Raw genomic sequence first — 26,496 nt, forward strand, 5'->3', positions numbered from 1 at the left:
GCAATCGATTGGCAGGATAAATAGCCATTCAATTGCAGAATTAAATTGGTTAGCTGCTGCTTATCTTAAGAGATTTTTCCGGTAACACGTACGCGCTTTGAGCCTGGAATGATCTTAACTTTCTGGCTTTTATGTCTTTCAATACCGATATCAATGGCGTTTTTTGCTGCGATCAATAAGCCGGCGACAAGGAATGCACCGGGAGGAAGCACGGCAACAAGAACGCCTGGATAGTCACTGCCAAAAATGGAAATACCCCAATCTTTTGCCATTGAACCAAATAACAAGTCCATATCTGAAAATAGTGTGCCTTGGCCAAGAATTTCTCTGACTGCGCCAATGGCGATGAGTACTGCAGTGAAACCTATACCCATCATAAATCCATCTGCCAGGGACGGAAGCACGGGGTTTTTACTGGCAAAAGCATCTGCTCGCCCGAGGATCGCACAGTTGGTTACGATTAGCGGGATAAAAATACCTAGCACCAAGTAAAGCTCGTAGGTATAAGCCTTCATCAATAGCTCAACGCAGGTAACGAAGGTGGCGATGATCATAACGGAGGCTGGTAAACGGACAGTATCCGGAATTTGTCGTCGGATTAGGGAGACCGCAAGGTTGGAGCAGGTGAGAACTCCGGTAGTGGCCAAACCGAGGCCGATGCCGTTCACTACGGAACCGGTGACCGCCAGCAGGGGACAGAGGCCAAGCAATTGCACCAGCGCGGGGTTATTTTTCCACAGCCCATTTTGGGCGATTTTTGTGTAGCCGGGAGTTGCCATCAGTTCTGCTCCTCAACCGCCGCAGGTACTTGTTCCGAGTCGATTTCAGAGTTCTCAATCTCTACCGCTCGCTTGGACATTGGCGCATTAAATATTTGTTCGTGGTGCTGGGCTACAAACTCAAGCACCTGGTGCACTTCATTGACAACAGCGCGAGGAGTAATTGTTGCGCCAGTAAATTCATCAAAAACACCGCCATCCTTTTGTACTTTCCAATCGGCTGAAGGCGGATTTTTTAGTGACAGGCCGTCAAACTGGAGCACCCAGTTACTTTTTTTCAGCTCGACTTTATCGCCCAGCCCCGGAGTTTCTGTGTGGCTTGTTACCCTGACGCCAGCAATAGTGCCATCGCGATTCACACCAACGAGTATTTTTATCGGGCCGGAATATCCATCCGGTGTGACTGCGGGCACAATGACTGCAGAGACTTTTCCGTCCTCTTCCCGCGCGAGATTGATATCTCCACCTTGTTGCAGGCCTAGCTGATTCCAGTAAGGTTTTGGAATTGGATAGGTGTCTACCAACATGTCATTACTGTGGCGTTCCAATGGGATAATTTCCAGTAGTGCTTTCGCCGAAGCTTCCCGGATAGCTCTCTCAATCGGTTCTTTAGTCGTAATTTGGGTCACTGCGAGTGTACCTGCAGTGACCAGGGCGATAAGAGTGAGAACGGCGGCATTGGAGGCCATTGACTGTTTAAGCATCAGCTCTCCTCCAGGTCGGTAGCGCGGCGGGAGCCCTTGTGGCCATAGGTCCGTGGAAGCGTGTAGTTATCAATGGTTGGTGTTGCAAAGTTCATCAGCAATACAGCAAAAGCCACCGCATCGGGGTAAGTGCCCCAGGCCCGGATTACATAAGTGAGCAGCCCCACACCGGCCCCAAAAATCAGGCGGCCCCGGTTACTGGTGGCACCGCTGACAGGGTCGGTAATAATAAAGAAGGCCCCAAACATGGTGGCCCCAGAAAATAAATGCAGTACGGGGGATCCCTCTGACAAGGAACTGCCGCTGTCGTAGAAAAACAGGGAAATCAGAGTGAGGGTGGCGAGCATGGCAACCGGTGCATGCCAGGTAATAATGCCGCGAAATAGTAAGAACAGCCCACCTAATAGGAATCCGAAGCTGACGGTTTCCCAACCGACTCCAGCAAATGTGCCTTTATTGAGGACCGGCTCCATTTCATAGAGCTGGGAGAGAAGCACTGACTCGTTTAACCGCACGATTTCCAGCGGTGTAGCGCGGGTAAAACCATCGACATTGTAGGTACCGATTACCAGAGAGAAGGCCTCTTCCAGGCTAGGTGTCCCGCCGATAACCTCTGCAGCTCCCACCCAGCGGGTCATATCTACCGGGAAACTAATCAGCAGGACAACATAGCCCACCATTGCGGGGTTAAATGGGTTGTACCCCATACCGCCATAAAGATGCTTGGCCAGGACAATAGCCACCGCAGTGCCCACTATCGGCAGCCACCAGGCACAGTAGGCTGGAAGCGCGATACCGAGCAGCAGTGCAGTTACAAAAGCACTGCAATCCCGCAGATAGAATGCTGCCGGCCTGCCGCGTAATCTCATTACCGCTGCTTCACACAGAAGCGCTGTGATTGTGCACAGGGCAATATTGATCAGTACTCCGATACCGAAATAAATCACCATCGCCAGCACACCGGGTATGGTGGCCGCGGCGACTTGTAGCATGACTTTAGTGGTGTCATTGCCGGAGCGGGCGTGAGGGGAGGTGGCGCGCATCAGAGACATTATTGCTTTCCGTCCTGTGCTGCTTTGTGTTCGCGCATTTTGTCTTCCAGTTTCTTTTGTAGCTTCTCCAAGGCGCTTTCGAATGCGCCCAGATTAGCATCATCTTCATCCCGAGCCTTTTGCAGGCGAGTCTCAGCTTTGGCGACGCGCTTGCGCAGTGCCTCGATATCTGCAGCAAGTCTGTCGGCGTCACTCATCTGGGCCCGCGCCTCTGCGGAGGCACGGGCTTTGGTAATTGCCCGCACAGCTGCATTGGTTTCTTCCTGGTTGGGCTCCCGGGCGGTATCCCTATCGGCGCGTCGTTCGGCAAGGGTCAACTTGTGTTGTGCTTCCTGCAATTTCACTTCAGCAGCTTTGAGTTGTGCTGCCAATTGGTCGCGCTGGCTCTCATCGGCAGCTTCCAGTTTGTTACGCATGCGTTCCACCCGGCTCTCGGCACTGGAGAAAGTACGCTGGGCGCGGGCTAAAAGCTGCTTGGGGTCCTCCTGGCGGGACTTAACTCGCGCCAGGGCGGCGGCGACAACATCTGCTTCCTGCTTCTCAGCTTTGGCTGCCGGAGATTCAGGGTTTTGTTCCCTTTGCTGGCGAGCTTGTTCAGCGGCTTTGCGCCGGGCTTCGCGTTTTGCTTCTTTCTCTTTTTCAGCTTTTTCAAGGCGCAACTTGCGGAATTCGAAACGATCGCGTGCGCGATCGGACTTCTCTTTTTCCGCTTCAGCAGTGCGAATTGCACCTTTGGCAGCGCGATAGTACTGAACCAGGGGAATCGTACTGGGGCAGACGTAAGAGCAGGCACCGCACTCGATACAGTCAAACAGGTTATAGGCCTGTAGCTTCTCCCGTTCGTCGGCGCGGGCATACCAATAGAGTTGTTGCGGTAGCAGTGAAGCCGGGCATGCCTCTGCGCAAAAACCGCAGCGAATACAAGCTTGGGCCACCGGTGCTGGCGGTAGCTCCTCACGGGTCGGTACGAGCAGGCAGTTGGTGGTTTTCACAATCGGAGCGCGTTGATCGTCAATCGTATAACCCATCATCGGACCGCCGATGATCACCTTTTGCATCAGGCCGCGATGGATACCGTGATATTTGAGGATATGTTCTATGGGAGTGCCGATAGGTACATCGATATTGCGCTGCTGCTCCAGCGCTTTGCCGACAACAGTCGTCACTCGGCTGATCAGGGGTTCGCCAAACCGAATCGCGCGATATACCGCGCGAGCAGTGCCGACATTCTGGCATACAATCCCCACATTGGCCGGTAGCCCTTTGTTGGGCACTTCTCGGCCGGTAAGGATTTGAATCAGCTGTTTTTCGCCGCCGGACGGATACTTTGTGGGGAATACCACGATATCGAATCGAGTGCCTTCGACAGCTTTGCGCATCGCGCGGATAGCTTTGGGCTTATTGTCTTCGATACCAATCAATACCCGTTCGGGCTGGTCGAGGATATGGGCAAGAATTTCCACGCCGGCAATAATTTCGTCGGCACGCTCCCGCATAAGCATATCGTCGGCAGTGATATAGGGTTCACACTCTGTCCCATTGATAATCAAAGTATCAATTTCGGCGCCGCCGTGAGGGTCTAGCTTCACAGCGGTTGGAAACCCTGCACCGCCCATGCCGGCAATACCGCAGTCGCGGATCTTGTCCAGAAGCTCTATCGGTGAAATCTGGAGGTAATCTTCGCAGGGGGTGAGTTCGCACCAGGCATCGTCGCCGTCTGTGCGAATGACAATGCAGTCCTCCAGCAGACCCGAAGGGTGGGGAACTGGATAGGGTTCAATGGCCATAACCCTGCCGGAGCTGGGAGCATGCACTGGACAGCTAATGAAACCGTCGGCTTCGGCAATCTTTTGCCCCTTTAATACCTTATCACCGAGGTTCACCAGCGGTATGGCGGTGGTACCGGAGTGCTGTAGCAGTGGTACGATCAAGTCCTCGGCGAGGGGGATCACTCCTATAGGCTCACCGGTACTCTGGTGTTTGTTCTCGGGAGGGTGCACTCCGCCGGGGAAGTCGTTGGGGCGCAGCTCGCGCGCTTTTTCACTGGCAATCAGTTGTGCCTCGCGGGCTGCGCGTCTCTCCTGAACGGCCTCTCTTTGTTTGGTCTTGCTATCTACGGGGTTCAAACCGCGCCTCCCCCGGTATGTTCTTGAATAGTGCGGCGATCGCTGGCAATTAGCACCGAGCTATCGCTGGGCTTGTGTGGATGCCAATCCTGTAAAGCGGTTTCCAGGGGAACCATATCGATACAGTCAACGGGGCAGGGTTCGACACAAAGGTCACACCCTGTGCACTCATCGGTGATCACCGTGTGCATATATTTGGCGGCGCCGGCAATGGCATCTACCGGGCAGGCTTGAATACATTTGGTACAGCCGATGCACTCCGCCTCGCGGATAAATGCCACTTTTTTTACATCTTCAACGCCGTGCTCGGCGTCCAATGGCATGGGCTCTATATCCAGCAGACTGGCCAACTCATTGATAGTGGCCTGCCCGCCGGGGGGGCACTTGTTGATGGTATCGCCGTGCACTATCGCTTCTGCGTAGGGGCGACAGCCGGGGTAGCCACACTGGCCACATTGAGTCTGTGGCAACAGGGCATCGACCTGCTCAACGAGCGGGTCACCCTCCACCCGGAAGCGAACGGCGGCGAAACCCAGCAGGGCACCGAATACCAATGCCATGCCACCGAGCACCAGCAGGGGAGAAGAAATTTGTGAAATCCAGTCCAGCATTTCGAAATCCTATACCAGACCGCTAAAGCCCATAAATGCCAGTGACATCAGTCCGGCAGTGACCATTCCGATTGCGGCGCCGCGAAATGGCAGCGGGACATCGGCGGCAAAAAGGCGCTCGCGCATCGAGGAAAACAAGATTAACACCAGGGAGAAACCCACTGCTGCGCCAAATCCGTAAAGAGTGGACTGTATAAAAGTGTGCGCTTTCATAGTGTTCTGCAGAGCGACACCCAACACGGCACAGTTGGTAGTGATCAGCGGTAGAAAAACGCCTAGCACTTTGTACATCAACGGGCTGGTCTTCTGGATAAACATCTGCGTGAACTGTACGACAACAGCAATCACCAGAATAAATGAGATGGTGCGAAGATCTTCAATACCAAAAGGGGCCAACAGATAGGTGTTGACCAGGTATGAACAAATAGAGGCCAAAGTAAGTACAAAGGTGGTAGCGCCGGCCATACCCACAGCGGTCTCCAGTTTATTGGAAACTCCCATAAACGGGCACAGGCCGAGAAACTGCACTAACACATAATTATTGACCAAGATGGTGCTGAGCAGAATGACGGCAAATTCGGTCATAACAGGTCCGGTTAAAGCCCGAGGGCGGAGTGGCGCGAACAGCGGCAATGGCGTCGGCAGGGTTAAGGTGAGACTAGCACCTTCCTTGTGAGCACCGTCGAATGCCGCGCAGGGCGGCTATTATGGTTGAGTCGCTTGGGGGCTTCAACTCGTGAGGAGGGTGGCAGGGGAAAAGGGCCGACAAAGGGCCACCTCTGGATCAAAAGGACTCCACTTGGAGTAAAGGTGGAGGCCTTTGTGGATACTATTTGCAGTACCTTTGCCAATTTGAAACGATAGGTACAAGATGGGTAACCCAGTTTGGTACTTGGTGTTAAGCGTGGGGTAGAGGCAATACAGTATATTGACGCGGCATGCGTGTTTTTGCTTGAGAGCAACCTTAAATTCAGTTGGAGCAGTTTAATGTCGAACGAAACCTACACTCCCCCCAAGGTTTGGCAGTGGGATAAGGAAAGCGGGGGCGCTTTTGCCAGTATCAATCGGCCGGTAGCGGGTGCGACCCACGATAAAGCGCTGCCGCAGGGGCAGCACCCGATGCAGCTCTATTCTTTGGCCACGCCGAACGGGGTTAAAGCGACGGTGATGTTAGAAGAGTTATTGGAACTCGGGTTTGAGGGAGCCGAATACGATGCCCATTTAGTCCGTATCACTGAAGGAGAGCAGTTTGGCAGTGGTTTTGTAGAGGCAAACCCAAATTCCAAGATTCCGGTCTTAGTGGATCACAGCACTACGCCACCAATCCGGGTATTTGAAAGTGGCTCCATACTGCTTTACCTGGCGGAAAAGTTTAATGTCCTCTTGCCTCATACGCCCGAGCAGCGCACCGAGGCTTTGAATTGGCTCTTCTGGCAGATGGGCTCGGCCCCTTACCTGGGGGGAGGCTTTGGACACTTTTATGCCTATGCACCGGAAAAATATGAATACCCGATCAACCGATTTGCTATGGAAGTAAAGCGCCAGTTGGACGTATTGGACCAACAGCTGGCAAAGCATCCGTATGTGGCGGGAAGGACTTATACCATCGCCGATATTGCGATCTGGCCCTGGTATGGGGCTCTGGTGCGTAATGAAGCTTATAGTGCGGCGGAATTTCTCGATACCCAGAGTTATAAAAATCTCAATCGTTGGGTGGGGGAAATTGGAGAGCGGCCAGCAGTAAAGCGCGGACGAATGGTCAATCGAACCTGGGGTGAGCCCAGCGAACAACTACATGAGCGCCACAGCGCTGGTGATTTTGACAATAACACCCAAGATAAAGTGACCGATAAGGATGTTGATTAATACAGGGTATTAATAGGTAAGGCTGGCACAAGGATGTGCCAGTATCTATTTTCTATGGTTATTTTCCGGTGCCCCTCTTTTTAAAAGTGGCCGTTAATTAATATTTATATAAAGAGTAGCGTCGGCTAAAAAGCCCTCATAGACAGCATAAACTGAACCACCTGTGAGGTGCGGGGCAATTGCCACAATTTTTCCGCCGCGAAGCCGGCGATTAAAGCCAGACCTAAAACCAGTGGCAGGGGAATTCCCTGTAAACGCTGCTGAACATCTTGCTGTTGCTGATTTACGATTGCCAATACACTGAGCCGCTGTCGCTCCGTATCCCGGCTGCATTGTTCGATCTGTTTATTTAAAGACTTCAGTGACATCGTTTAAAGCCTCTTTAACTTGTCGCTTGGTCTCTTCAAAACCCAGTAGGGGCACCAGCTTCTTTTGATAAACGATAGCTCCCGCCAAAATAGCGACCTGGATAAGAATAAATACCAGAAATGCCAAATAAATAGACTGGGAAAAATAGTAGGCAATCAGCCCAACGCCTCCACAGAGACTGACGATGAGGGCCGCACTTAGAGGCAGTAACATCAGTTGCAGGGCAACAATACGCTTGCCGGCTGCAATCGTTCTATCCAACTCCAACTGGAATAGCTTTTGAATATTAGCCAACCAGGCAGTCAGTAGGGTCAGTGTTGCCTCGGCGCGAGCAAGGGTAGCTTCAAGGCTATTTTCACCTTCTCCATCAGAGTCTTTCCCTGAGGGAGAAGGTGAAGACTGACCCGGGCTGCGCTCCTGCGCAGCGGAATCGGCATTCTCGCCAGACGCTTGGGACTTTTTTTCATTGCCCATCAGGGGGTGTCCTTACCAGTCGAAAAAAAGAGAGAAGCGTTACTTAAAGAGCTTCGCAATTGCCCAGCCAACAACGAATGCACAGCCAACAGCGAGAATGGGGCGCTCCCGAAGTGAGGACTCCGCTTTTTCCATTACATCGGTGGCACGTTGTCTCTGGGACTCTACAGAGGTCCGGGCCCTCTCTTTCAAGCTGCCAGCAGCTTGTGAAGCGGCCTCTCCAGCAAGATTATAGGCCTGTTGCAGCTTCTCCCTACTGGAGTTCGTATGTGGAGATCTTGCGGTTGCCATCAGGTTTCTCCTCTCGGGGTTTAATTGCCGAGGAAGTCTATAGTCCCGCGTGGTAATTCCCACTTGAAAAAGGGGTTTTTTTCACGCGATTTTTGCAGGAAAAAGTCCCTGTCTCTGCTACTGATCTTGGACTATGGCTGGCAGCTGTTCGGGCCCGGTCGTAGTTTCAAACGGCAAAAGCCGGCCTGAGTTCACCGAGGGGATTAGTCCTCGGACCGGCAGATGCCTGAGATGGCTTGGGTTAGATAAAAGCGAGTTGTTTATGGATGGCTGGTACTCTCACTTTTCCAGGTTTCAATATTCTCTACGACCCCGTTGAGTAGGCGCTGGCGTGATTCACGGCTGATCCAGGCGTTGTGGGGGGTGATAATCAAATTGGGGATATCTCTGTCCAATAGTGGGTGACTGGCGGGTGGGGGCTCCTGGCTGAGGACATCCAGCGCCGCCCCCCCAAGGTGTCCACTGCGCAAAGCATCCGCCAGTGCCTGTTCATTGACCAGCCCGCCCCGAGCCGTATTGACCAGGAGTGCGCCGGGTTTCATCGCGGCGATGAATTGCTCGTCTACCAGCTGATCGGTTTCTTCTGTGAGCGGGCAGTGCAGGCTGATGACATCGGACTCTGCACACAATTGTTGCAGTGGCGTCCTGCCTTCAGCGGGTGTGCCGCTAAATGATTCAGCCACCAGTACCCGCATGTCCAGGGCTTCCCCCAGTTTTGCCACCTTCTGCCCGAGGGCACCAAAGCCAATGATACCGAGTGTTTTTCCTGCGAGTTCAACCACTGGGTGATCGAGCAGGCAAAAAATTGTAGATTGGCTCCAGCGTCCGGCAAAAACATCGTTGTGATAGCGGTGCCACTTGGAAGCAAGAGCCAGGATCAGGGCAAGAGTGTGCTGTGGTACAGAAGCCCCCGCATAACCTTTAACGTTGTACACCGGAATATTTAATTCCTGTGCGGCGGCGAGATCGATGTTATTTGTACCGGTTGCACAAACACAAATCATTTTTAATTTGCTGGCCTGCTCCAATAATGTGCGGCTTATTATGACTTTATTGGTTATTACCACCTCGGCCTCGGCGATTCGCTCCGCGACTTTTTCGGCGGGAGTCGTTTCATAGAAGTCCCACTGGTCTAGACTATTTGTTAGGGCCGAGGTATCCAGCTCCTCAAGCTTCATTGTCAAAGTGTCCAGAAATACGCCGCGCATGACATCTCCTCGATCGATTTGCAGTGTGGTGGACATGCTACGGCAGTGAAGAAGGAATGCAAAACTTTGCTGGCCAGCGGCCTTAACTGCGCATATTCGTGGCTACGGTTGGTTTGTCGGGGCCTTTCTGTCGCAATTGAAGAGGGCCTCTATGGGAATATCGTTTACCGCTGCCAGTCTTGTTTTAATTTCTGCATTTCTACACGCGGGTTGGAATTTACTGGGGAAGTCCCGCACACCAACTCCCGCCTTTTTTTGTATCGCGACTCTCAGTGTTGGAATTTTTCTTTTACCGCTAAATTTTTGGTTGCTATATCAGGTTGATTCACTCCCGCGAAGTTTTTGGATCCTCCTTATCGGTAGTGGTTTTTTTCAAATGATTTATATGGGGGGCTTATCCCTCGCCTACCAGCGAGCCAATATGGGATTGGTCTATCCCGTTGCTCGAGCATTGCCGGTATTGCTGGTTGCACTGGCAACGGTATTGTTGGGGCAATCGTTGCCTCCACTCGCCTGGGTGGGAATGCTGTTGGTGACAATTGGCTGCCTGCTGGTACCGCTGGTGTATTTCCGCGAGTGGCACTGGAGAGCTTATTGGCGCGCGGACTGCGCCTGGGCGCTGGTAGCAGCCATTGGCACTGTGGGCTATTCACTGGCGGATAAAGGGGCGCTGATTTACCTGGGGGATGCTGCGGGAGGCACTATCCCTGCGCTTGTTCTGGCCTACAGCTATTTGGGGATGCAGTTTCTCGCCTGTGGTGTATGGCTGCTTCTGGGGTGCCTGGGGCAGAGTGGCACTGCGCCATTGATCCAAAGTTTTCGGGATTTGAAGGTCGGGGCTCTGACCGGTGCCATGATGGGAGCGACTTACGGCCTGGTACTGCTGGCGATGACAATGACTGAAAATGTGAGTTATGTAGTCGCCCTAAGGCAGTTGAGTATTCCCCTGGGCGTGGGTTTGGCGGTCTGGTTACTCAAGGAGCCGGCACACAGGCCCCAGCTGCTGGGAGTGGGGCTGGTGTGTGCCGGCTTGATTGCAGTTTCCCTGCGTTAGCGCAGGGAAATTACATTACGCGCATACCGGGTTTGGCGCCCTCGTGGGGCTCCAGTATCCACAGGTCCTTACCTCCGGGACCCGCTGCCAGAACCATACCCTCACTGACACCAAAGCGCATTTTACGCGGCGCCAGGTTAGCGACCATAACGGTGTGCTTACCTTCCAGGTCTTCAGGGGCGTAGGCGCTTTTAATACCGGCAAATACCTGGCGGGTTTCGCCGCCCAGGTCCAGGGTTAAGCGCAGCAGTTTACCGGCGCCTTCAACATGCTCAGCTTTGGCGATCAGGGCGATCCTCAAGTCTACTTTGGCGAAGTCATCAAACTGGATTTCCTCAGCAATGGGGTCCTCCGCCAGAGGGCCGGTAGCAGCTTTGGTTTCCGCTTGTAGCTGGGCCAGGGATTCCGCAGCCGCATCCATAACCGCATCTACCTGGGTTTTCTCCACCCGTTGCAGCAGCGGCTTGAACTTCTTGATTTCGTGATCTGTCAGCGGTTTGGTTGCGCTGTTCCAGTCCAGCTCACTGTTGAGGAACTCCGCCGCTTTTTGTGCAGTGTTGGGCAATACCGGGGCGAGCCAGGTGATCAGGGCGCGGAACATATTCACACCCTGGGAGCAAATAGCCAGAACCTCAGCTTCGGTGCCCTCCTGCTTGGCCAGGGACCAGGGAGCCTTGTCGGCGATCCAGGCGTTGGCGGCGTCGGCCAGAGCCATAATGTCGCGCATGGCGCGGGCGTATTCTCGCTGCTCGTAATACTCAGCAATTCGTGGAGCCGCCTCTACAAATTGGTTCCACAATTGTTTGTCGGCCAGTTCGCCGGCCAGCTTGCCACCGGACTTGCTGACAAACTTGGCGGTGCGAGAGGCGATATTGACTACTTTACCCACCAGGTCAGAGTTCACCTTGGCGATAAAATCGTCCAGGTTCAGATCCAGGTCATCGACGCCACCGGTCAGTTTGGCGGCGAAGTAGTAGCGCAAATACTCAGGGCTCAAGTGATCCAGGTAGTTGCGGGCATTGATAAAGGTGCCGCGGGACTTGGACATCTTCTTGCCGTTTACGGTAAGGAAGCCGTGTACGCAAACTTTGTTGGGGGTGCGGAAGTCCGCTGAGTCCAGCATGGCTGGCCAAAAGAGTGCGTGGAAGTTGACGATATCCTTGCCGATAAAGTGGTAGACCTCGGCGTCGCTGTCTTTTTTCCAGTACTCCTGCCAGTCCAGCCCTTTGTTGTCGCAGTAGTTTTTGAGACTGGCCATATAGCCAATGGGAGCGTCGAGCCACACGTAGAAATATTTGCCCGGCGCATCGGGAATTTCGAAACCGAAGTAAGGGGCGTCGCGGGAAATATCCCACTCTTGCAGGCCCTCTTCCAGCCATTCGGCCAGCTTATTGGCCACTTCATCCTGGAGGGTACCGGAGCGGGTCCACTCGCGCAGGTATTCGGTGAATGCGGGCAGGGTAAAGAAGAAGTGCTCTGACTCCTTCTCTATCGGAGTGGCGCCGGAGATCGCTGATACCGGATCGATCAGTTCGGTAGGGCTGTAGGTGGCGCCACAGGCTTCACAGTTATCACCATACTGGTCGGGTGTGCTGCAGCGGGGGCAGGTTCCCTTGATATAGCGATCCGCCAGGAAAAGCTGTTTCTCTGGATCGAAAGCCTGGGTAATAGTGCGCGATGCGATGTGGCCGTTTTCGCTGAGGCGGCGGTAGATCATTGCCGACAGCTCGCGGTTTTCCTCTGAATGGGTGGAGTGATAGTTGTCCACACCAATCAGGAAGTCGGCGAAGTCGCGCTCGTGTTCTGCCTGCATATTGGCGATATGCTGTTCCGGGGTCAGGCCCAGTTGTTCAGCCTTCAGCATAATTGCAGTGCCGTGAGCATCGTCGGCACAGATATACAGGCAGTTATTACCGCGCGCACGCTGGAAGCGGGCCCAAATATCGGTTTGGATATATTCGAGCACATGGCCCAGATGTAGGGAGCCATTGGCATAGGGCAGTGCGCTGGTGACGAGAATGTTGCGCGTATCGGACATCGGTTTTTCCATCGCTGTGGGGTTGCGGCCAGGGACTCACGGAGAGTGGGCCGAAGATCGTCAAAAGACCGCGGAATATAGCAGATTTGCACTATGTCGTGGAGGGATCAAGCTGGCTTATGTGAATCCTTGTTTGGCTGCTGTGGCTGGTGTTAGGCCGCGTCATCCGACACAATGCGAGCCAATCTAGAAGCGCTGAGAGGGAGATACCGTGAGCGATCATCATCACGATCATGACGAGCTGTCACAGGAAGTTCAGGCTGAACTGGAGCGACTGGCGGAGTGCCTCGGCCAGTTGCATGATCCTGCCAGTGGCTTGCCGCTGGATGATTTGGACGCAGAAATTGAAGTTGGGTATGAGGACGAAACTGTTTTCGCCGGGATTACCCTGGGATATCCGTGTGCGAGCCAGGAGGCAGACTGGCACCAGAGAGTAGAGGAAAGCTGTCAGCCGCTGTTGAAAGCCGGGCCCCTCAAAGGCTCTAAGTTGCAGTTTGAGCTGTTCAGCGATATTCCCGCTACGCCGACTTCCGGGGCGCCGGAAACTCTGGCGAAGGTAAAAAATATTGTTGCCGTGGCGTCGGGTAAAGGCGGGGTTGGCAAGTCCACGACTGCGGTCAATCTGGCCCTGGCCCTGGCGGCGGAAGGTGCCCGGGTTGGTTTGTTGGATGCTGATATCTACGGCCCGAGCCTGCCCACTATGCTGGGAACTGAAGACCAGCGCCCGCATGTGAAAGAACAGAAATTCTTTGTGCCGGTAGAGGCCCATGGAATAGAGACAATGTCTCTGGGGTACCTGATGACCGAGGAGACCCCTGCGGTATGGCGCGGGCCTATGGCCAGCGGCGCGCTCAACCAGATTCTCAGTCAAACCCTGTGGGGGGAAAGTCGGGATGGGCTTGATTACCTGGTTGTGGATATGCCCCCGGGTACTGGGGATATTCAATTGACGCTGGCACAGAAAACTACCTTGGCCGGTGCGGTAATTGTAACTACCCCTCAAGACCTGGCACTAAAAGATGCCATTAAGGGCGTGGAGATGTTCCGCAAGGTATCGGTACCTGTGCTGGGTATTGTGGAAAATATGGCGCTGCATACTTGTTCCAAGTGTGGTCACAGCGAGCCAATTTTCGGTACCGGTGGCGGTGAGCGAATCGCTGCAGAGTACGATACCCATTTACTGGGAGAGCTTCCGCTGGCACAGAAAATCCGCGCCGATGTGGATAGCGGGCAACCCAGTGTTATTTCCGATCCAGATAGTGAAATTGCTGGTTTTTATTGCGAAATTGCCCGCAAGGCTGCTGCCCAGATCTGGTTAAACAGCAGTGATGACAGCGATATGCCGGAAATCGAAATAAGTTGAACCCATTCGCGATATTGATCACAAAGAAATAATTTTCTTTGTTTTTCTATTTTTACCGGGCTCCAATATTTCTATATTGATGCAGCCCGGTGCCCCTCATTGAAGTAAGCCGTACTAGTTTGTTCCTTGTTTTATGGTACAGATTTCCTTTTAGCGATAGCCCACTTCTGTCGCGCCCTGGGTAAATTAGAAGTTTCAAAATATTTCACAGAATTACCTGGTAAAAAACAGGGGTATTTTGATCGTACTAGTTACTTATTGCTTTAAAAATCATAAAGCCGATATTTTTTTGCGATATAGACCGCTTATGATTTTTAGGTGGCAGTATTTACAGGTTTTTTGTCGCTTATTAAATGTAGTTGGGGCTGAGGGTATTAAAACGAGTTTACAGGTGCAGTATTTTCGCCGACAAACGTCAAACCCTTTATACGGATGTTGGATTGCCGTTGAGGTAGAAGTAAATATCAGGAGTGTACGAGAAAAAAGTCTGCCTTATTTCGCGTTTTCAATACAGGTAAGACAATAAAAAGAGGCATTGCGGAAGCTGTAGTCGATAAAAATAAAAAAGACAAGCGCACGGGTGCTGTTATCAATGAATTTTCATATTAGCTATCGGCCGGCGGGTGGAATAGCGCGTGTGCTTTTTTTTGGTCCGGTGGGGTATAAGGACAAAATAGAAGCCATTGCACTACTGGTGGAAAAGTATCGCCACCGAAAACCCCTACGTGTACTACTTGACCTGCGTTATGCGCGCAGCAAAACCACACTGGAGGAACACCAGAAGTTTATTCACTTTATTGCTGAGAACCCTGTGCTGCGACGGGCATTTATCGCGGTGTTACATCCGCGAGGGCGCTGGACCTGTCCGCTGCCGAGCCATGGCTCCTGCCTGTGCAGGCTCAGTTCTAGGGAGTTCGTTGTGGAGGCCGAGGCAGAGGCCTGGCTAGCCCAGATAAAGGTCGTACCTCAGCCTCTTGCTCTCTAGGGGAGGAGTTAGGCCTGCTGGTTGCGCGCCTGTTGGGCTTCAGCCTGGCGGCGGCGCTCCTCCCTCTTTTGCTCGCGGCGGGAGACGGTTTGCGCGCGGGCGTCCTGGCCAATGTGTACTTCACCGCGCTGTTTGGCTAGCTGAATTTGCTTTTCGCGCTCGCGGAAACGGGCTCGGTCGGCTTCAGGCACCTTGTCGTGGCAGTGCGGGCAGCTTACACCCTGCTCGAACAGGGGAGATTGCTGGTCTTCCTCAGTGATGGGCATGCGGCATGCATTGCATTGATCATATTTGCCGCGTTCCAGGTTGTGGTTGACTGTCACCCGCTCATCGAAAACAAAGCACTCGCCTTCCCACAGGGATTCTTCTGCTGGGACTTCTTCCAGGTATTTCAAAATACCGCCGTGGAGGTGATATACCTCTTCAAAGCCCTGCTCTTTCATATAGGCTGTGGACTTCTCGCAGCGGATACCGCCGGTGCAGAACATGGCGACCTTCTTGTGCTTGGCCGGGTCCATATTCTCTTTTACGTACTGCGGGAACTCGCGGAAAGTCTCAGTTTCCGGGTTGATGGAATTCTTGAAAGTACCGACTTGGAATTCATAGTCATTGCGGGTGTCCACGACAACAACCTCTGGGTCGCTGATCAGGGCATTCCAGTCTTTGGGTTTGACATAGGTGCCGACGGTGCGCAGTGGATCAATGCCCTCTACACCCATGGTGACAATTTCTTTCTTTAGCTTCACTTTACTGCGCAGGAAGGGCATTGCCTGGGTGATGGACTCTTTGTAGTCCAGGTTGGCGAGGCGCTCGTCTGACTTCAAATGGGCTAATACCGCGTCGATACCTTCGCGGGAGCCGGCTACAGTGCCATTGATGCCCTCTTGGGCCAACAGCAGGGTGCCGCGAACACTGTTTTCTTGCATCACCTCCAGCAGTGGGGCGCGAAGCGTTTCAAAGTTCTCAAGGGTAACGAACTTATACAGTGCACAGACAACAAATTGGTTCATGGTACTTCCTCAGTTGCGGGCCGGATCGCAAATCCGGAGCAGAAAAAATCGCCGCGCATTTTATCGCAAAAAAAGGAGCTTGTCGTACAGTAAGCAGGCGGTCCGCATCTGCAAGAAAAGGGATTTGTAGTTGACCGTCGGGCCGCAAGTTGTCAAAGTTCTGGCCGAAATTTCAAGGTCACAGCGAGGCGAATCCCATGGGCGAAGAGTTTGCACCGAAAGAATCGGAGTTGAGCCAGATCTATCGGGAGGGCGAGGTTTCCGTCCAGATCGATATTTATGAAGATGGTGAGGGCGGCTGGCTGCTTGAAATCGTCGATGAACACAACAACTCAACCGTTTGGGAAGACGCGTTTGAGACTGAGCGGGAAGCGCTGGATGAAGCGCTCGATGCTCTTAAAGAGGAGGGGATCGCTACCTTTGTTGGGCCAGTTCAGGAAGCTGATGGCAGCTGGTAAGCCCTCTTCAGAATGAATCGGCTGACTGGCAATTCCCAGCGGGAGTTGTGGCAAAAGTCGGCTGACATTTGTTCAAACTGCTATGGTTAATGTGAGAAGGGAATCGCGACTGTGTAACAGCACACCCAATCACAGTGCCGCCGCGAGACAATGGTGGAATCCAGGTCTCCGGCGGTACTACCTAACCTGCGGTTACCCTCCCCATGAACCTGCGCTACCTTATTCTGCTGGTGACTGTATTAAGTCCACTGGTATCCGCAGAGAGCATCCGCCTTTCCAATCGACAGCTGCTCACCACTGACCTGAAAGAAGCCCGACTTATCTCCGAATTGAGTGGCTATGCCATCGTTGCCGGGCGCCATTGTCTCGATTGCGACGAGAACCTGGCAATTTATATACAGAGAGTTGGCCGCGCCAATATGGGGATAAACCCAGAGAAAATTGGTATTGAGGCTGATCGCTATACCTATCCCGGCCGCTATCTAGATTACATGACCAAGAAACTGGTGGAAAAAACCCGCATGTTTTATGGGCTCTGTCACGAGGGGCAGCCATCGCTTTTATGGCTAACGGAATACAGGGAGGGTGAGCGCTGGGTAAAATCAGAATACTTAATATTAATTGGCGAGGATGGATTAAAACATCGCTATACCGAGAACCAGCAGCCGAGCCTGTTTTATATCGGAAATTCAAATTGTACAGAGCTAGAAGGGTTTTTAATGGAGATGGAACCCTGATTGCTTTTTGGTGGATTAGATATAAATTCTTTTAACAATAAAAAAACCCCGCTGGAGGGCGGGGTCACAAGCTCTGTTGAAATTAGGTCTAATTACTTTACGGGTTCAAAAACAATCTTCAGTTTTTTCTTGCCCCAGGCGCGGGCTTTCTTAATGTCTTTCTCCATCCAAACATCGATTCGGTTAGTAAAACGCTTGTTCATACGGTCGCGCACGGTATAGGTGCCAGGCAGACCTTCAATTTTAACTTTGGCGCCGTTAGTCAGACCGTGTTTTTCCAGGTCACGGGATACGGCGATAATTTTGTCACCGGGGCGCAGGCGGTTGTTCCAAGCTGCTACCCAGGGATCACTGTCAGTTTGTCCGGGTACAGAGTTGTAAGCAGTTGCGTCAACAATCATGGTTTTCTTAAGTGCTGCTGAGGCATTAACGCTTACACCGATAGCGAGCAAGGCAGCAATAAAAAAGGCAGTATTTCGCAGAGTCTGTTTCATCATGTCCCATTACCTCCAGGTCATAAATGGTCACAAGCCAAGGGCTGCTTGTGAAATTTCCAAGTTTGTTTGGAAATCGTTGATCAATATTTAATCAACGCTGGCTATATTACCGGCGATTCCTGAGGTATCAACTTTTTCCTGCAAAGCGAGAAAAAGCCGTATGAATTGGCGGGTTATTTACAGAAAATAAAAAAATGGCTTAATTTTCAGATATAAAGAACAATAAAATTGCACTGTATATATTTTGTACAGAAGGAAATGGCCGGATAGAACCCAGCTCCTTGGTAAATGGTTTCAAAAGAGAAAAATTGCGTGACAGCGATGTCATTCTAAAGAGTCGTGCTAGGAGTGGTGGAGGGCATTGCTTAGCATGACTGGAACAGTAAAAAATTCCTCATAAATTATTTGTGACTTATTCTCCATATATTGCTGATATGACAAAAAACAGCAGGTTTTAGCGGAAAAACCGGTGCGTCACATTAAAAAGTGCAGGGAATCCCCAGTACTTACAGCGCGGTTTCGGGGTTTTCCAGTATCGGTTCCACCTGGCTGCGCAATGCGGATAAGTAGTCACTGTCTTCCTGGAGGTCCGGCAGCTTGTGCTGCATGTCCAGCTTCACCGTTTTTTCCAACCAGATGATGGCTTCCTCCAGGTTTCCCTGCCATTCACAGACTTGCCCCAGGTTGAAATAGGTGATGGCAAGGTTCTGCCATTCCGCCTGCTCGCGCAGGCCTTGGATTGCACTCTTATATAGAAGGTAAGCCGAGCGTAGAAGATGAGCTCGCTGAGTGTGCTCCTTCTCCGTTGCTGCTTGCTGATGGTAAGTGTGTGCCATGGCCGACCGCACTCTCGCGGTGGACTGCGGTAGCACCGCGCCCTCATCCAGGTAATTGAGGACCGATTCGAACTGTGCGCGGGCAAGGGGGTAGAGGTCAGGTCGCGCTTGGGCGCTAAATGCATTGAGCACAATACCGTAGCGGTAGCGCAGGGCCTGCTGTTGATCCGGATAGTCGGACAGCGAGGAGATGGCCTTTTCGTAAAGTGGCAGTGCGTCGGCGTAGTTGCCCGTGCGGGCGTAGGTTTCAGCCTCAGTAACCAATGCCAGGGAGTGTTGGGCCTGGGATAGATGGTGCCCTAATTGTTGTTTCCCGGAGTTTGAGCTTATGGATATTGCTGCTAGCAATACGGCGATGCCAAGCAGTGCATAAAACAGCATGAGCAGGTTTGAGAGATGTTTGTGCATAGGCACTTCCCGCAGGCTACTTTGGGTGGACGGTAAGAGACCCGGAGATATGGGCCTCTTACGTCAGTAAATGCCTATTTATCCAGTTGTGCCAGTAGCCCCTGTAGCGGATGGCGCAAGGATACGCCTGCAAAGCGACTGGCCTGGCAACGACAGGAATAGCCGGTGGCCAACTGGTTTTCGCCACTGTTCAATCGGGGCGCCCAGGATTGCTGGAAAATGACTCGTGAGGTCTCTTTGTGATCTGCTTCGTGGCCATAGGTACCGGCCATACCGCAGCAGCCGAGGCTCTCGGTAGCGAGTTCCAGGCCCAGGGCAGTGAAAACATTTTGCCAGTCTTTCACCGAGGCGGTGGCATTGGTTTGTTCACTGCAATGGGGCAGAAGCTGGAAGTTGGCGGGCGCTATGCGGTGGCGCTGTTGTTCCAGGTGCTCCCGCTGGGAAGCCAGCCATTCCTGTAACAAGTGGACCTTGGGTGCCTCATCGCCCATCAGCTTTTTATACTCGGAGCGATAAGTCAGGGTCATTGAGGGGTCGATGCCCACAAGGGGAATACCGCTGGCGGCGAGGTCGTTAAGCATCTGGCTGTTTAATTCAGCGACCCTCTGGAACTGGCGCAGGAAACCGTGCACATGTAGGGGTTTGCCGTTGGCGCGGTAGGGCGCCAGCATGGGGACAAAATCGAGCTGCTTTAGCAAGCGCACGATGTCGGCAACCACTTGGGCATCAAAGTAACTGGTAAAAGCATCCTGCACTATCACCACTGCGCGACTGCGCTGTGCCGGGCCCAAGGACTCCAGGCAGGCGGCACTGGCGACAGGCACACCCAGCTCCGCCATAGTCGCTTTCAAGGTTTTTTCCGATAACAGTGGGCTGTCCACCATGCCGAACAGGCGCTCCATCAGGAAGGAAACTGGCTTGAGTTTTAGTGGCCAGTTGTATAACTGAGGTAGCTTGGCCAGGTGTGGCATCAGGAATTCCAGCCCACCGACGGCGTAATCTTTTAGCGGACGCAAATAGCGGCTGTAGTAGAGTTCGAGGAATTTGCTGCGAAACTCCGGCACATCCACTTTTATCGGGCACTGCCCCACACAGGATTTACAGGCCAGGCAGCCTTGCATTGCCTCGTTAACTTCGTGATTGAAATCGTACTCGCCACGGGTTTTTGCCAGGGAATTGATAATGCGCTTGGGGAGTCCGACAAAAAAGGAGCGTTCCCGCAGGCGCTGGGCACTGGAGACCGCATCAACATTTTTTTCGCTGAGCAATCGCAGCCATTCGCGCATTAAAGAGGCGCGCCCCTTGGGAGAGTGAATACGGTTGCGAGTGGCCTTGTAGGAAGGGCACATGGCATCGTCGGGGTTCCAGTTAAAGCAAGCACCATTGCCGTTGCAGTGCACACCTTCCTCATAGCCCTCCCAGACCTGGGCGGGAATTTGCCGGTCCCGCTCGCCTCGGGTGGATACCTCGTCAATTTTCAGCAGCTGGCTGTCATCACTGGGAGTAGCTATTTTCCCCGGATTGAGTTGGTTGCGAGGATCGAAGGCGGCTTTGATTTTTTGCAGCTCTGGGTAGAGCTCGCCAAAAAATTCCGGTGCGTATTCAGACCTGACACCTTTCCCATGCTCCCCCCACAAAAGGCCCTTATATTTCTGTGTGAGGGCGACCACCTGATCGGTGATCGGACGAATTTGTGCGGCTTGCCGGGGGTCTTTCATATCAATTGCCGGACGCACGTGCAGCACGCCCGCATCGACATGGCCAAACATACCGTAGTCGAGATTGGCCTCATCCAATACCGTGCGGAACTCAGCGATAAAATCTGCCAGGTTTTCCGGTGGTACTGCCGTGTCCTCGACAAAGGGAATTGGGCGTTTTTCTCCCTGGGCATTTCCCAGTAAGCCCACGGCCCGTTTGCGCATGGCCCAGATTCGATTGACCTCGGAGTGGCCTCGGGCAATGGAATAACCGAAACTTTTACCTGCCTGGCCAATAGCTTCATCAATATGAGCAGTAAATTGGGCTAGTGCCTGCTCCAATTCCTCTTCGCTATCGGCGGCGTACTCGACTAAATTAATGCCCTTGACCGGGCGATCATCCGCTGGGAAAAATTCACTGACGCTGTGCCAGACGATATCTTCCATCGCCAGCTGCAACACTTTGCTGTCCACTGTCTCGATAGACATGGGACCGGCCAGCATCAGGTCTTTGGCGTCGCGTAGCGCCTCTTGAAAATGGTCGTACTTTAAATTGACCAGAGCGACACATTTGGGAATTGGCAACAGGTTGAGTTTTGCCTCGGCGATAAAACCCAGGGTTCCCTCTGAGCCACAGAGAACACTATTGAGGTTAAAGCCTTTGTCGTCGCGAATATGAGCCAGGTCGTAGCCGGTGAGGCAGCGGTTGAGCTTGGGAAACTTTGCTGTGATTAACTCTGCTTTTGTACGCGCGATAGAATCACAGACTTGGTGAACCTGTGCAGAGCGTTTATCCCCGACACTAACTTGTGCCAGCTCCTCATCGTCGATCGGGGCCGAGTGCCAAATCTCACCGCCCAATAATACGGTGTGTAACTCCAGCACGTGATCGCGGGTTTTGCCGTAGACACATGAACCCTGGCCTGAGGCATCGGTATTGATCATGCCGCCAATGGTGGCTCGGTTACTGGTGGAAAGCTCCGGAGCAAAAAAGAGGCCGTGGGGTTTGAGTGCTGCATTCAGTTGATCTTTGACCACACCGGCCTGTACCCGGACCCAGCGCTTCTCAACATTGATTTCGAGGATCTGGTTCATATGGCGGGAGATATCTACAACCAGTCCATCGGTCAGGGACTGGCCGTTTGTACCGGTACCACCGCCACGGGGGGATAGCACTACCGAGTGAAACTCCTCCCTGTCAGCCAGCTCGGCGAGCAGCTGCAAGTCACGACTGTCGCGGGGATAAACAACGGCCTGGGGGAGGACCTGGTATATCGAATTATCGGTAGCCAGGACCGTGCGGCTGGCATAACTGGGGGTGGTATCGCCACGGAAACCTGCGTCCTTCAGTTCCTGCAAGAACTGCAAATAGAGCGCCTGAACCTCGTCGACTTCGCGCAATGCTGGAATCATGAGCTAATCCGTACTTTCCGGGAGGTATGGGCCGCATCGCAGACCGGGGACTGGCGATAAGAGTGCGCGCAGCGCTAAAACTCGGAATGAACGCGGCTTTGCATTGTAGCTTTGGTTTGTATTTGCGCAAGCCACGGTTACCTTGCAAGAGACTTCCAAAAACTTATACAAGAGCAGATCTTGTATAAGTTTTAGTGACAGGCTATAAAAAAGGTAGGCCATTACCTGCACACTTTGTGACTATGAATATTCAATTCCTGCCGCATAAGATTCCCGTTGGTATCAGCCGCTGTGCCGTGGGTGATCCCGTTCGATATAACGGTAGCCATAAGCACAGCAAAGTCTGCACTCAGCTGCTGGGTAATTGCTTTGATCTGCAAGCTTACTGCCCGGAAGTGGCAATAGGCTTGGGAGTGCCCCGCCCACCAATTCACCTGATTGTCAGTGATCGCCTGCGTGCAGTTGGGCGCGATGACACCAATATCGATGTGACAGAGGACCTTGAGGCTTACGCAGATGAGATAAGCCCGGAGGTTGAGCAGTTGCGCGGTTTTATCCTGATGCAAAAGTCTCCCAGCTGCGGTGTGCGTACTACCCCCCATTACAAAGAAGATGGTCGCGGTGTACTGGCGCATTCGGCAGGTCTATTTGCTGCGCGTGTGAGAGAGAATTTCCCCCACCTCCCTATGGAGGAAGTAGGGCGACTGAATGCCAGCGATATTCGCGAGAACTTTTTAACCCGAGTATTTGCTTACGATGCCTGGCATCGCTATGTATCGCCGGATCCTCGACCCGCTAAAGTTATTGAGTTTTACACCGCTTATAAGTACCTCTTGCTAGCCCATAGCCAGCCTCTGACCCGTGCCTTGGGTCAGTTTGTTTCCAACTCTCGTGCGGTGACCCCCGAAGAGTTCGCTTATGAAATTCGTGGGCGGATTATGGATATTCTCTCCCAACATGCATCGCGCAAGGATCGAACCAATGCACTGATGCACAGCCAGGGGCATTTAAAGGGCTATTTAAGCCGGGAAGAGCGGGCTGAATTAGCCCAGCTTATCGAGGAGTACCGGCAAGGGCATAAACCGATTTCGGCGGTGCTTACTATGCTCCGTCATTACTTGCCGAGAAGCCCACACCACTTTATCCACAGTCAGGTCTTACTCGCTGCCGAGCCGGCAGAGTTGGGTTTGTGTGAATTTCGATAATGAGCGTCATGTCCGACCCAGAAGTTGTTGAAAAAAACTATTTTCCGATTCGTGAGATAGCTCGGAGGACAGGGGTGCATCCCGTGACCTTACGGGCCTGGGAGCGCCGCTATGGTTTACTAAAACCCATGCGCACCAGCAAAGGGCATCGACTTTATAGTGAAGAGGAAGTCGAGCAGATTGAAAAGGTCCTGCAATGCCTAGCCAGGGGCGTTTCCATTGGTCAAGTGCGAGACCTGTTGGCGCGAGAGCAGGACAATTTAGGGGTGCCAGCGACTGCAGGCGATGGAAAAAACAATTGGCAGGCGATGCTGGATGAAACCTCCAGTCTTCTCAGAGACTTTGCAGAACCCCAGCTGCGCCGCCGTCTCGATCAGTGGTTTTCCTCATTCCCTGCAGCTTTGCTGTTGGAGCATTGGCTGAAACCTTTGCATGTGCGGCTTGAGCGATTTCGCCTACCTGAAGCCCATGGAGCGCAGACATTTTTCTGGCCTCTGTTAAATGAACAGCTACTTCTGACTAATGGTATGGCCAGGAAAAACCTGGACAAAGACAAGTCCCAGGCGAAGCCCCGTATTCTTTTACTGGAAATTGGCTTTCAGGGCCAACAGGCATTTATACAGATGTTTATTGCGGTACTCCTTGCCGCAGGAATAGAGGTCGTTACCCTGGCTTATCCTGCGGGATTATTGGAGCTGGGAAGTACAGTCAAAAAACTGGGTGCTCAGGGAGTGCTTTGCTATAGCCACAAGGCTATGCCGAAAAATATTCTTGAACGTGAGCTACCAAGTGCTGTTCAGGGGATGACTGATCCTCTGTGGCTTGCGGGTGATTTTATTGAGGTGCAGCGTTTGGCTTTGACTGAACTGAACCGACTCCCTTTAACAAAAGTACTTGCCGGAAATACAGAGAGTGCAGTTACACAATTGCGGGAGTCTTTAAAGCTATGAGTCGCCCAGTGACTTTGCCGCGTGGCCTGGTATGGCTACGCAGTGACTTACGCCTCAATGATAATTCAGCACTTTACCAAGCCAGTGTGCAATGTAAGGAGGTGGCTGCTGTATTTATTGCCTGTCCGGATACCTGGCAGAGCCAGGATGAAGGCAATCCGCTGGTGACTTTTCGTATCGCCTGTTTGCGTGAATTACAAGATGGATTAGAGGAGCGCAATATACCGCTGTACTTCGTTGAAGTTCCTACTTTTGCTCAGGTTCCAGGGGTTCTTCAGCAAATAGTTGAGCGCCTGAATATCAATGCACTCTATGCGAATGCTGAATATCCACTCAATGAGTTGCGCCGTGATAATGCAGTAAAAGATTTACTGACAAATGAGGGGGTTCAGGTTCAATTCTATAGTGACCGCACCCTGCTTCCACCGGGAGCAGTAAGAACCGGCGGAGGGGAACCCTACAAGGTGTTTACCCCCTTCAAGCGTGCACTGATTCAATTGTGTGCCGATAGTGAAGTAAAAACCTTGCCTAAGCCTCGGAAAATTTCTACCCGGGAAAATGAAGCACATTGGCCAAAGTGGCTTTCTTTATCTGAAGGGCAGAAATTGAGCCAAAAGATTCCAACGCAACTGTCGACATACTCGATAGATAAGATCGACGATGCAGGCCTGATTAAAGGTTGGCAAGCAGGAGAAAAGGCGGCACTGAAACGGCTCAAGAAGTTCGGTGGAAAAATATCTGCTTATCAGGCAGAGAGAGACTTTCCAGCACTTGATAGTACCTCCTGCTTATCCCCCTACCTAAATAGTGGTGCTGTTTCGATTCGCCAATGTATAGCAATGGCGTTGGATATGAATGAGGGGCGTTGGCTGGGTGGAGATGATGGGGCGGCCTGTTGGATTAGCGAATTAATCTGGCGGGAGTTTTATACCCATTTGTTGGTGGACTTTCCCCGTCTGAGTAAAGGGAGGCCATTCAAGCAGGAAACTGACCAAATCCCCTGGTCCTACAATAAGGATCAGTTTGAGCGTTGGACTTTGGGGGAGACTGGGGTTCCGATAGTTGATGCAGCGATGCGACAGTTAAATGAGACTGCCTGGATGCATAATCGATTGCGTATGATAGTAGCTTCATTTCTCAGTAAAAATATGCTGATAGATTGGCGCTGGGGTGAGCGCTACTTTATGCAGCGCTTAATTGATGCAGACTTTGCTTCCAACAATGGGGGCTGGCAGTGGACTGCCTCCACGGGTACTGATGCTGCACCCTATTTCCGTGTATTTAATCCTTATAGTCAGTCGCAACGTTTTGATCCCAATGGAGATTTTATCCGCAAGTTTATACCTGAGCTAAAGGAGCTGAGCGACAAAGCCATACACGATCCACCGCCGACTCAAGGCTATCCTCAAGTGATTTGCGATGTGGGGGCTGGACGGAAGCGAGCGATTGAAGTTTTTGCCAATTTGAAGTGAATTTGAGTGCGACAATGCGACTTAGAACGCTTCATCCTCAGTATGAGCCACGATAGATAGCTCGCCATTTAAATCGAGTTCCACAAAGAAAACGATAGGTCTACAGCAAACTTGGCAGTCCTCAGTGTACTGTTGAGGCAAAACTGATGAATCAACCAGTATTTTTATGATTTCACCACAATAAGGGCAGTAAATACTTCTCTCCACTATTACCTCTGGCACAGAATAACTCCGTCTGGTGATTGTCAGATTCCCTTCTTTAGTCCATGCGAATTAATAGCATAACTATACTTCAACCTTTAGTCACTCCCCTCTAATTGCAGAGTTACTCAGAAACTCCTTAAAATAGGAAGTGGTAGCCATGAAAATTGCTATGGCGCTGTTGCTTGTCGTATTTATTATCTTTTCATCTGAGATTTATGCAAGCTCGCGCAGTGAAGTCTCTGATCTTATTAAAAATTTTTACAGCACATTTAATAGTTCATCTCCGCCGAGTAGTTTGAAGAAGTACTTTGCTCAATCCCCTTTATTTTTTATCGGTGAGCAGCCGGGGTTGTCTAGTCATCCCGATTTAATCCCCGTAATTATCGGCCAGCTGCGTAAAACTATGGATCTAGAGACATATCCATTTTCCGGATTATATATAGAGAAAATTTATGTTTCAGAAGATGGTTCAGCAACATCGCTTGTTGTTTTTCAGCGATCCAAATCAAAAGAAAGGAGTAGGAAAGCTGCCTGCAATATCTTGTCGATAGCAAAACTAGAAGGTGGCTGGAGGATTATGGGGTGGACACTGATTTCGACTTCGGATGAGCGGGTCTGTACTTGGGCCTAAGTAAGTCTGTGTAAGGTTATGAATTCTAAAATGTGTTAACAAGGGTGAATATAAAAAG

At 52.0% G+C, this 26,496-nt stretch carries 26 protein-coding genes; 10 read left to right on the top strand and 16 right to left on the bottom strand.

The window, feature by feature from the left end; genetic code table 11:
* Positions 1-65: 65 nt before the first annotated feature.
* From ACJJIM_RS00825 to rsxA, 6 genes are all read right to left on the bottom strand, one after another.
* Positions 66-779, bottom strand: coding sequence for an electron transport complex subunit E (locus tag ACJJIM_RS00825; protein WP_444912121.1), 714 nt, complete (start codon positions 777-779; stop codon positions 66-68).
* A complete protein-coding gene (rsxG, locus tag ACJJIM_RS00830; protein WP_413664384.1) occupies positions 779-1,483 on the bottom strand; it encodes an electron transport complex subunit RsxG in 705 nt (234 codons plus the stop codon). The genes ACJJIM_RS00825 and rsxG overlap by 1 nt, the downstream gene beginning before the upstream one ends.
* Positions 1,483-2,535 (bottom strand): RnfABCDGE type electron transport complex subunit D, encoded by a 1,053-nt coding sequence (locus ACJJIM_RS00835; protein WP_444906414.1) that lies wholly within the window; start codon positions 2,533-2,535, stop codon positions 1,483-1,485. Before ACJJIM_RS00835 ends, rsxG begins: the two co-directional genes overlap by 1 nt.
* Positions 2,535-4,586, bottom strand: coding sequence for an electron transport complex subunit RsxC (gene rsxC, locus ACJJIM_RS00840; protein WP_444913378.1), 2,052 nt, complete (start codon positions 4,584-4,586; stop codon positions 2,535-2,537). The genes ACJJIM_RS00835 and rsxC overlap by 1 nt, the downstream gene beginning before the upstream one ends.
* A 71-nt stretch (positions 4,587-4,657) precedes the next feature.
* Positions 4,658-5,272 (bottom strand): electron transport complex subunit RsxB, encoded by a 615-nt coding sequence (gene rsxB / locus ACJJIM_RS00845; RefSeq protein WP_444912122.1) that lies wholly within the window; start codon positions 5,270-5,272, stop codon positions 4,658-4,660.
* Positions 5,273-5,281: 9 nt separating this feature from the next.
* Positions 5,282-5,857 carry an electron transport complex subunit RsxA gene (gene rsxA / locus ACJJIM_RS00850; RefSeq protein ID WP_108731788.1) on the bottom strand — a complete coding sequence of 192 codons (576 nt, stop codon included), beginning with the start codon at positions 5,855-5,857 and terminating at the stop codon, positions 5,282-5,284.
* A gap of 402 nt (positions 5,858-6,259) precedes the next feature.
* Here rsxA and yghU point away from each other — a divergent pair, with 402 nt between their 5' ends.
* Positions 6,260-7,138, top strand: coding sequence for a glutathione-dependent disulfide-bond oxidoreductase (yghU, locus tag ACJJIM_RS00855; protein WP_444912123.1), 879 nt, complete (start codon positions 6,260-6,262; stop codon positions 7,136-7,138).
* A 125-nt stretch (positions 7,139-7,263) separates the two neighbouring features.
* Here the strand turns inward: yghU and ACJJIM_RS00860 are convergent, their stop codons facing one another.
* From ACJJIM_RS00860 to ACJJIM_RS00875, 4 genes are all read right to left on the bottom strand, one after another.
* The gene (locus ACJJIM_RS00860; protein WP_413664387.1) at positions 7,264-7,506 is read right to left on the bottom strand and encodes a hypothetical protein; all 243 of its coding nucleotides are present in this window, start codon (positions 7,504-7,506) and stop codon (positions 7,264-7,266) included.
* A complete protein-coding gene (locus ACJJIM_RS00865) occupies positions 7,484-7,981 on the bottom strand; it encodes a hypothetical protein (RefSeq protein ID WP_413664388.1) in 498 nt (165 codons plus the stop codon). The genes ACJJIM_RS00860 and ACJJIM_RS00865 overlap by 23 nt, the downstream gene beginning before the upstream one ends.
* 39 nt (positions 7,982-8,020) lie before the next feature.
* A complete protein-coding gene (locus tag ACJJIM_RS00870; RefSeq protein ID WP_282934265.1) occupies positions 8,021-8,272 on the bottom strand; it encodes a hypothetical protein in 252 nt (83 codons plus the stop codon).
* Between the two features lie 260 nt (positions 8,273-8,532).
* Positions 8,533-9,480 carry a D-2-hydroxyacid dehydrogenase gene (locus tag ACJJIM_RS00875; protein ID WP_282934264.1) on the bottom strand — a complete coding sequence of 316 codons (948 nt, stop codon included), beginning with the start codon at positions 9,478-9,480 and terminating at the stop codon, positions 8,533-8,535.
* A gap of 151 nt (positions 9,481-9,631) precedes the next feature.
* Between ACJJIM_RS00875 and ACJJIM_RS00880 the strand changes: the two genes are divergently transcribed.
* Positions 9,632-10,534 carry an EamA family transporter gene (locus ACJJIM_RS00880; protein ID WP_444906413.1) on the top strand — a complete coding sequence of 301 codons (903 nt, stop codon included), beginning with the start codon at positions 9,632-9,634 and terminating at the stop codon, positions 10,532-10,534.
* Positions 10,535-10,544: 10 nt separating this feature from the next.
* Here the strand turns inward: ACJJIM_RS00880 and metG are convergent, their stop codons facing one another.
* Positions 10,545-12,572 carry a methionine--tRNA ligase gene (gene metG / locus ACJJIM_RS00885; RefSeq protein ID WP_444912124.1) on the bottom strand — a complete coding sequence of 676 codons (2,028 nt, stop codon included), beginning with the start codon at positions 12,570-12,572 and terminating at the stop codon, positions 10,545-10,547.
* Positions 12,573-12,783: 211 nt separating this feature from the next.
* On the opposite strand from metG, the gene apbC reads away from it, so the two are divergent.
* Both apbC and ACJJIM_RS00895 read left to right on the top strand, forming a co-directional pair.
* The gene (apbC, locus tag ACJJIM_RS00890; protein ID WP_413664391.1) at positions 12,784-13,935 is read left to right on the top strand and encodes an iron-sulfur cluster carrier protein ApbC; all 1,152 of its coding nucleotides are present in this window, start codon (positions 12,784-12,786) and stop codon (positions 13,933-13,935) included.
* A gap of 592 nt (positions 13,936-14,527) precedes the next feature.
* Positions 14,528-14,920, top strand: a complete 393-nt coding sequence (locus ACJJIM_RS00895) for a hypothetical protein (RefSeq protein ID WP_282934259.1) — start codon at positions 14,528-14,530, stop codon at positions 14,918-14,920.
* Positions 14,921-14,928: 8 nt separating this feature from the next.
* On the opposite strand, the gene trhO is transcribed toward ACJJIM_RS00895, so the two are convergent.
* On the bottom strand, positions 14,929-15,930 hold the full coding sequence (gene trhO / locus ACJJIM_RS00900; protein ID WP_444892795.1) for an oxygen-dependent tRNA uridine(34) hydroxylase TrhO: 1,002 nt from the start codon (positions 15,928-15,930) through the stop codon (positions 14,929-14,931).
* Positions 15,931-16,127: 197 nt separating this feature from the next.
* Between trhO and ACJJIM_RS00905 the strand changes: the two genes are divergently transcribed.
* Both ACJJIM_RS00905 and ACJJIM_RS00910 read left to right on the top strand, forming a co-directional pair.
* Entirely contained in the window at positions 16,128-16,388 is a 261-nt protein-coding gene (locus ACJJIM_RS00905) for a hypothetical protein (RefSeq protein ID WP_108731798.1), read from the top strand.
* A 203-nt stretch (positions 16,389-16,591) separates the two neighbouring features.
* Positions 16,592-17,125, top strand: coding sequence for a hypothetical protein (locus ACJJIM_RS00910; protein WP_444895192.1), 534 nt, complete (start codon positions 16,592-16,594; stop codon positions 17,123-17,125).
* 92 nt (positions 17,126-17,217) lie between these two features.
* On the opposite strand, the gene ACJJIM_RS00915 is transcribed toward ACJJIM_RS00910, so the two are convergent.
* From ACJJIM_RS00915 to ydiJ, 3 genes are all read right to left on the bottom strand, one after another.
* On the bottom strand, positions 17,218-17,622 hold the full coding sequence (locus ACJJIM_RS00915; RefSeq protein WP_238152122.1) for a 3D domain-containing protein: 405 nt from the start codon (positions 17,620-17,622) through the stop codon (positions 17,218-17,220).
* 506 nt (positions 17,623-18,128) lie between these two features.
* Positions 18,129-18,866: a tetratricopeptide repeat protein gene (locus tag ACJJIM_RS00920; protein WP_282934256.1), complete on the bottom strand. Its 738-nt coding sequence runs from the start codon at positions 18,864-18,866 to the stop codon at positions 18,129-18,131.
* Positions 18,867-18,940: 74 nt separating this feature from the next.
* Complete coding sequence (ydiJ, locus tag ACJJIM_RS00925; protein ID WP_444912125.1) at positions 18,941-21,976, bottom strand: D-2-hydroxyglutarate dehydrogenase YdiJ; 3,036 nt, start codon at positions 21,974-21,976, stop codon at positions 18,941-18,943.
* Between the two features lie 242 nt (positions 21,977-22,218).
* On the opposite strand from ydiJ, the gene ACJJIM_RS00930 reads away from it, so the two are divergent.
* The 3 genes from ACJJIM_RS00930 to ACJJIM_RS00940 are packed head-to-tail and all read left to right on the top strand — an operon-like array spanning position 22,219 to position 25,603.
* On the top strand, positions 22,219-23,181 hold the full coding sequence (locus ACJJIM_RS00930; protein WP_108731802.1) for a YbgA family protein: 963 nt from the start codon (positions 22,219-22,221) through the stop codon (positions 23,179-23,181).
* Positions 23,182-23,189: 8 nt separating this feature from the next.
* Positions 23,190-24,131, top strand: a complete 942-nt coding sequence (locus ACJJIM_RS00935; protein ID WP_444912126.1) for a MerR family transcriptional regulator — start codon at positions 23,190-23,192, stop codon at positions 24,129-24,131.
* Positions 24,128-25,603: a cryptochrome/photolyase family protein gene (locus tag ACJJIM_RS00940; protein ID WP_444912127.1), complete on the top strand. Its 1,476-nt coding sequence runs from the start codon at positions 24,128-24,130 to the stop codon at positions 25,601-25,603. Before ACJJIM_RS00935 ends, ACJJIM_RS00940 begins: the two co-directional genes overlap by 4 nt.
* A 21-nt stretch (positions 25,604-25,624) precedes the next feature.
* On the opposite strand, the gene ACJJIM_RS00945 is transcribed toward ACJJIM_RS00940, so the two are convergent.
* Entirely contained in the window at positions 25,625-25,825 is a 201-nt protein-coding gene (locus tag ACJJIM_RS00945) for a CPXCG motif-containing cysteine-rich protein (protein ID WP_108731804.1), read from the bottom strand.
* 139 nt (positions 25,826-25,964) lie between these two features.
* On the opposite strand from ACJJIM_RS00945, the gene ACJJIM_RS00950 reads away from it, so the two are divergent.
* Positions 25,965-26,438 (top strand): hypothetical protein, encoded by a 474-nt coding sequence (locus ACJJIM_RS00950; RefSeq protein ID WP_444912128.1) that lies wholly within the window; start codon positions 25,965-25,967, stop codon positions 26,436-26,438.
* Positions 26,439-26,496 lie beyond the last annotated feature (58 nt).

The organism is Microbulbifer maximicatervae (SeqCode), from assembly GCF_052467615.1.